Raw genomic sequence first — 6,029 nt, 5'->3', positions numbered from 1 at the left:
CAAGCACACGGTGCAACTGTGGACAGAGTGGGTCTCGCGAGGCCTCTCGGCCACGAAGGATTGCGGGCGGCTATTCACGTTGATCGCACAATGCAGGGTCGGCCATCGACCCGGACGCATCGAGCCGCGAATGCGAAAACGAAGGCCCAAACCCTACCCCTGGTTGAAGGTGCCCCGCGACCAGGCTCGCCGACACGTCCAGAGGCATGGTCATGCCTATGAGCCAAAGTAAGTGCCATTCGTATTAAGCGCCGCAGAGGCGCGGTGGAAAAAGCACTAGAGCTTGATCGAATGGGCCCTGTAGCACCTGACAAATTAAGCCGCCTCGCAAAGCGGCTTGGGCATGAATGATTTGTTGCCACCGTACGCCAGCACCCCCAGATGAAAGCCAGAAACGGCATTGATCTTGCCGCGCCAAAGAACACCTCCATTGGTAGGCATGCTGCCGTTTAGGAACTGAATCCTCGCATTTTGCAAATGTATGTATTGCGGCGGCATCGGCAGTTGCTTTCGCTTTGCTAGGTCGTAAATATCGTCGTACGCAGCGAACGAATTGTGAATTTCATCCTTGTCTTCGCCGGTCCATGCCGCGGAAAAATCAGCAGCGAAGGTGTCAAAGTACTTCCTGCCGCCAATGAGGATTCCGGAGACTACGCTGCCGCCCAGCGAGCGGGAGGCTTTTTGGGCATTCCTTGTGCTTCAATTTCGGTATCAGAAGTTCTTTCGAGAACCGACTGACTGACAAGGTCGCCGCTGGCCATGATGCAGCTATCAAGAGCAGAGCCTGAAGCGCTCCGCAACGAAACAGGAGTCGCACATCAACTCATGATGTCGCATCGACGTTGATGGACGAGATGACGGGGAAAAGAAAAAGGGCCCGAAGGCCCTGTTCATGCGGTTATTGGCGGAAGCTGTGAGATTCGAACTCACGGAGGACTCGCATCCTCGGCAGTTTTCAAGACTGCTGCATTCAACCGCTCTGCCAAGCTTCCGGACCGGTAATTTTAACCCAGGCTTGAGATGGACTCGAATAAACCCAAAAGACTGGGCTGAGGTATCTGCCGCTCAGCCGGCCTGCAGCATGCCTTTGGTTTCGATGAACGCGATCACTTCGGCCAGGCCCGCGTTGGTCTTGAGGTTGGTCATCACGAAGGGTTTCAGGCCTTTTGGTGTGGTGCGCATGCGTATGGTGTCGGCTTCCATCACGCCCAGGTCGGCGCCCACGTAGGGGGCGAGGTCGGTTTTGTTGATGACGAACAAATCGCTTTTGGTGATGCCGGGGCCGCCTTTGCGCGGGATTTTTTCGCCGGCGGCGACGTCGATCACGTAGATGGTCAGGTCGCTCAGTTCCGGGCTGAAGGTGGCGGCCAGATTGTCGCCGCCCGACTCGACGAACACCACATCGGCGTCGGGAAAGTCCACCAGCATGCGGTCAATGGCTTCCAGGTTGATGGACGCGTCTTCGCGTATGGCCGTGTGCGGGCAGCCGCCCGTTTCCACGCCCATGATGCGCTCGGCGGCCAGCGCACCGCTCACGGTCAGCAGGCGCTGGTCTTCCTTGGTGTAGATGTCGTTGGTGATGGCCACCAGGTCGTACTTGTTCTTCATGGCCTTGCACAGCATTTCAAGCAGTGTGGTTTTACCGGAGCCGACAGGCCCGCCTATGCCGACGCGCAGGGGCGGCAGTTTTTTGGTGCGGTTGGCGATGTGGTGCAAGCTCATGGGTTTACTCTGGTTGGATACGTTGGCGTTCAGGACGTTCAGGACGTTCAGGACGTTCAGGTTCAGGGCGTTCGGGACATTCAGGAGCGGAACAGCCGCGAATACTGGGTTTCGTGCTGGGAAGAAAGAATGGCAAGCATGGGCGAAAACGCCTGTCGCTCGTGATCAGGCAGCAGGATCGCGGCCTCGACGGCGGCGGGGATGTCGCTGGCCAGGCGCGCGAGCATGCGCTGGCCCGCGCTCTGGCCCAGGGGCACGGACTTGAGCGCGGCCTGCATCATGTTCTCCGCCCAGCCAAAGGCATAAGCCAGCAGGCAGTCGCGCACGCCCGCGGCCGTTTGCGACGCGGCCAGCGCAAATGCGACGGGGTAGGTCGGCTGCATCTGTGCGCAGGCTGCTATGTGTTGCGCATTGGCGCCGTCATGGTTGCGCAACCAGTCGAGCAGCGACCTGCCCATCTGCTCGGCCTGGGCCCGCATTTCGCTGGTCTCGCGGGTTTGCAGAACCCAGTCATTGAGCTCACGAATGCGCACCACATCGCCCGATCGCCAGGCCGGAATCGCCTGCGCGATGACGGCGAGGTCGCCGCGTGCGAGGCTCAGGTGCAATTGGTCCCGGAGCCAATCACCGGCCAGGGCTTCGGTCGTGACACCGGCTCGCTCCACCGCTGTTTCCAGGCCTTCGGAGTAGGAGAAGCCGCCGACCGGCAGGGCGGGCGAGGCCAGCCAGATCAGCTGCAGCAGGCTGGCTGCCGGCAGTTGCGCTGCGGGGGAGGCTGGCATGTCCACGGGGTTTAATGGATCAGAGGATTTAGGGGTTTGCGGGCCGGCGTTTGTGGATCTGTATCGTGGCCGGCTTGGCCTCGTGCGTATGATCGTGGCCGTGGTTGCAGTCGGGCCCGTGCACATGGGCAGCGGGCGTTGCCGCTTTGACCGGTGTGGCCGGCGCATGGTCATGGGCGCTATGGTCATGCTCGCCGTGGTCGTGGTCGTGGTCGTGGCCGCCGTGATCATGGCTATGGCCATGGCCCCCGGCGCTGTAAGCCCCGCCCTCCGGCTCAAATGCTTCCTCGACTTCATTGACGATCAAATGCATGGCGCGCAGCATGTCGGCGAGCACATGGTCGGGCTCGATCTTGAGGTGATCGGGCTTGAGTTCGATGGGCACATGGCGGTTGCCGAGGTGGTAGGCCGCGCGGGTCAGGTCAAACGGCGAGCCGTGTGCGCTGCACGCCGTGATGCGCAGCACCGGCTGCGGCGAGGCAATGACCCTGACCATCGAACCATCTTCGGCGACCAGCACATCGCCGCCACGCACCAGGGTGCCGCGCGGCAAAAAAACGCCGAGCGGGCGGCCCAGCGAATCGGTCGCGTCGAAGCGGCTTTTCTGGCGCACGTCCCAGTCGAGTTCGACGGTCGATGCGCGTTTGACGAGAACGGGCGCGAGACCCGCGCCCTGTGGAATGACTTTGGAAACCTGGATCACGTTTAACCTTAAAAAAACGAGTATGCCAGCGCGGCAAGCCCTGCGTAAACAAGGGTTGGACGCAGCCCGCCACACCATGGGCTGGTTCTGGCGGCCGAGAATCGTTCTTCAGCGTTCTTCAGAACAGGAAATAACGCTGCGTCATCGGCAGGCTGCTGGCCGGCTCACAGGTCAGCAGCTGACCGTCGGCACGCACCAGGTAGGTCTGGGCATCGACTTCCATTGTGGGCGCATAGTCGTTGTGGACCATGTGCTGCTTGCGCACCCCGCGGATGTTCTTGACGGCGCTGAGCGTCTTGGCGAGGCCGAAACGGTCCTTGATGCCGGCATTCATCCCGGCCTGCGAGACAAATGTGAGGGAGCCCCTGGCAATGGCGCCGCCGAAACCGCCAAACATGGGACGGTAATGCACGGGCTGCGGCGTGGGTATCGACGCATTCGGGTCGCCCATCGCTGCCATCGCGATGAAGCCGCCCTTGAGGATGACGGACGGCTTGATGCCGAAAAACGCCGGCTTCCATACCACCAGGTCGGCCCATTTGCCGACTTCGACCGAGCCGACTTCGTGCGAGATGCCGTGGGCAATCGCCGGGTTGATGGTGTATTTGCTGATGTAGCGCTTGGCGCGGAAGTTGTCGTGCCGGTCGCTGTCGCCGGGCAGTTTGCCGCGCTGCTGCTTCATCTTGTGCGCGGTCTGCCAGGTGCGGATGATGACCTCGCCGACCCGGCCCATGGCCTGGCTGTCGGAGCTGAACATGCTGATCGCGCCCAGGTCATGCAGGATGTCTTCCGCCGCGATGGTTTCCTTGCGGATGCGGCTTTCGGCAAAGGCCAGGTCTTCGGCAATGCCCGCGTCGAGGTGGTGGCACACCATCAGCATGTCGACATGCTCGTCCAGCGTATTGACCGTGTAGGGCATGGTCGGGTTGGTGGAAGACGGCAAAAAGTTCTGCTCGCCCACCACCCGCAAAATATCGGGCGCATGGCCGCCGCCGGCGCCTTCGGTATGAAAGGCGCAGAGGGTGCGGCCTTTGGTGGCGGCAATCGTGTTTTCGACAAAGCCCGATTCATTGAGCGTGTCGCTGTGAATCGCCACCTGCGTGTCGGTTTCCTCCGCCACATCCAGGCAGTTGCTGATGGCGGCCGGCGTGGTGCCCCAGTCTTCATGCAGCTTCAGGCCAATCACGCCGGCGTTGATCTGCTCGTGCAGCGCAGCGGGCAGGCTGGCGTTGCCCTTGCCCAGAAAGCCCAGGTTCATCGGGAAGGCGTCTGCCGCCTGCAGCATGCGCTCGATGTTCCAGGGACCGGGTGTGCAGGTGGTGGCAAACGTACCGGTGGCCGGGCCGGTGCCGCCGCCCAGCATGGTCGTCACGCCCGAGGTGAGGGCTTCTTCAATCTGCTGCGGGCAAATGAAGTGGATGTGCGAGTCGATGCCGCCGGCGGTGACGATCATGCCTTCGCAGCTGATGATCTCGGTACCGGGGCCAATGATCATGTCCACGCCGGGTTGGGTGTCGGGGTTGCCGGCCTTGCCAATGGCGGCGATGCGGCCGCCTTTGAGGCCGATGTCGGCCTTGACGATGCCCCAGTGGTCGATGATGAGGGCGTTGGTCATCACCGTGTCCATCGCCCCCTCGGCGCGGGTTTTTTGCGACTGCGCCATGCCATCGCGAATGGTCTTGCCGCCGCCGAATTTCACTTCTTCGCCGTAGCTGCCGGCGCGCAGCAGCGTGTAGTCGGCTTCCACCTCCACCACCAGGTCGGTGTCGGCCAGCCGCAGGCGGTCACCCGCGGTGGGGCCAAACATTTCCGCATAGGCGCGTCTGCCAATGGTTGCCATTACGTCGTTCCCTTTTGACTCTGCCCGAATTCGTCCAGGCCACCCTGTACCAGGCCCCGGAAGCCAAACACCTTCCGCTCGCCCGCATAGTCCACCAGCTCCACCGTGCGCTGCTGGCCCGGCTCAAAGCGCACGGCCGTACCGGAGGCAATATTCAGCCGCATGCCGCGCGCCGCCTCGCGGTCAAAGCCCAGTGCGGCATTGGTTTCGGCAAAGTGGTAGTGCGAACCCACCTGGATGGGACGGTCCGCGGTGTTTTGCACGACCAGTGTCAGCGTGCGCCGCCCGACATTGAGGATGTGGTCGGGGCCGTCGGTAAACAGTTCGCCGGGTGTCATGGCTGCCTCAATGGTTGTTTTGCTTATTTGCCGCCACGGGACATCCAGATGGCCAGCGCCGTCAGCGCGGCCACCGCCAGAAACCCCCAGGTGTCGGTGGCGTGCCAGTGGGTGGCGCCCATGGTGGCGTCCATGCCATGTCCTTCATGGGCCCATGCGGCACCAGCCCACATGATCATTGGGAAAACAGCTGTTTTTTTGAGAGCGTTGGGAGTTTTCATGATGAGCAATCGAAGGTAGGTGAAGGGGGCGGCGGGGAGGTGATGGGCGGGGTGAGGCAGGGTGGAGGGGTGCGTGATAAAAGCGGCGCGGCCCGCTCAAACAATGGGCTGGTGCACGGTCACGAGCTTGGTGCCGTCGGGGAAGGTGGCTTCCACCTGGATGTCGGGAATCATCTCGGCGATGCCGTCCATCACATCGGCCCGGCCGAGGATGGTGCGGCCTTCGCTCATGAGCTGGGCCACGGTTTTGCCGTCGCGTGCGCCTTCCATCACGGCCGCGCTGATCAGTGCGACGGCTTCCGGGTAGTTGAGCTTGAGGCCGCGGGCGCGGCGCCTCTCGGCCAGCAGGGCCGCGGTAAAAATGAGCAGCTTGTCTTTTTCTCGGGGGGTCAATTCCATGGGGCTCTCTCGGGGCTGGCTGCC

At 62.2% G+C, this 6,029-nt stretch carries 6 protein-coding genes, 1 tRNA gene and 1 pseudogene; 1 reads left to right on the top strand and 7 read right to left on the bottom strand.

Translation table 11 applies throughout. The annotated features are described in order from the left end of the window. Positions 1-232, top strand: a pseudogene (locus AC1DUR_RS22630) (IS4 family transposase); the annotation flags it as partial. A gap of 670 nt (positions 233-902) precedes the next feature. On the opposite strand, the gene AC1DUR_RS22625 reads toward AC1DUR_RS22630, so the two are convergent. From AC1DUR_RS22625 to AC1DUR_RS22595, 7 genes are all read right to left on the bottom strand, one after another. After that, positions 903-992, bottom strand: a tRNA-Ser gene (locus AC1DUR_RS22625). A 73-nt stretch (positions 993-1,065) separates the two neighbouring features. Further along, positions 1,066-1,722 (bottom strand): urease accessory protein UreG, encoded by a 657-nt coding sequence (gene ureG, locus AC1DUR_RS22620; RefSeq protein ID WP_477720713.1) that lies wholly within the window; start codon positions 1,720-1,722, stop codon positions 1,066-1,068. An 80-nt stretch (positions 1,723-1,802) separates the two neighbouring features. Next, a complete protein-coding gene (locus AC1DUR_RS22615; protein WP_477720712.1) occupies positions 1,803-2,504 on the bottom strand; it encodes an urease accessory protein UreF in 702 nt (233 codons plus the stop codon). Between the two features lie 28 nt (positions 2,505-2,532). Continuing rightward, positions 2,533-3,207: an urease accessory protein UreE gene (gene ureE / locus AC1DUR_RS22610; RefSeq protein ID WP_477720711.1), complete on the bottom strand. Its 675-nt coding sequence runs from the start codon at positions 3,205-3,207 to the stop codon at positions 2,533-2,535. A gap of 118 nt (positions 3,208-3,325) precedes the next feature. Beyond that, complete coding sequence (gene ureC / locus AC1DUR_RS22605; protein WP_477720710.1) at positions 3,326-5,047, bottom strand: urease subunit alpha; 1,722 nt, start codon at positions 5,045-5,047, stop codon at positions 3,326-3,328. Beyond that, positions 5,047-5,385 (bottom strand): urease subunit beta, encoded by a 339-nt coding sequence (locus tag AC1DUR_RS22600; RefSeq protein ID WP_477720709.1) that lies wholly within the window; start codon positions 5,383-5,385, stop codon positions 5,047-5,049. Before AC1DUR_RS22600 ends, ureC begins: the two co-directional genes overlap by 1 nt. A 317-nt stretch (positions 5,386-5,702) precedes the next feature. After that, positions 5,703-6,005: an urease subunit gamma gene (locus AC1DUR_RS22595; RefSeq protein WP_477720708.1), complete on the bottom strand. Its 303-nt coding sequence runs from the start codon at positions 6,003-6,005 to the stop codon at positions 5,703-5,705. Positions 6,006-6,029 lie beyond the last annotated feature (24 nt).

This window comes from Polaromonas sp. P4_F4, assembly GCF_056401355.1.
The sequence above is the reverse complement of the archived record's forward strand: the minus strand, read 5'-3'. Positions and strand labels throughout refer to the sequence as shown.

What these genes read in the sequence shown, in the direction of transcription:
- ureG (WP_477720713.1), bottom strand. Translation starts at nt 1,722, where the DNA reads ATGAGCTTGCACCACATCGCCAACCGCACCAAAAAACTGCCGCCCCTG.
- AC1DUR_RS22615 (WP_477720712.1), bottom strand. Translation starts at nt 2,504, where the DNA reads ATGCCAGCCTCCCCCGCAGCGCAACTGCCGGCAGCCAGCCTGCTGCAG.
- ureC (WP_477720710.1), bottom strand. Translation starts at nt 5,047, where the DNA reads ATGGCAACCATTGGCAGACGCGCCTATGCGGAAATGTTTGGCCCCACC.
- AC1DUR_RS22600 (WP_477720709.1), bottom strand. Translation starts at nt 5,385, where the DNA reads ATGACACCCGGCGAACTGTTTACCGACGGCCCCGACCACATCCTCAAT.
- AC1DUR_RS22595 (WP_477720708.1), bottom strand. Translation starts at nt 6,005, where the DNA reads ATGGAATTGACCCCCCGAGAAAAAGACAAGCTGCTCATTTTTACCGCG.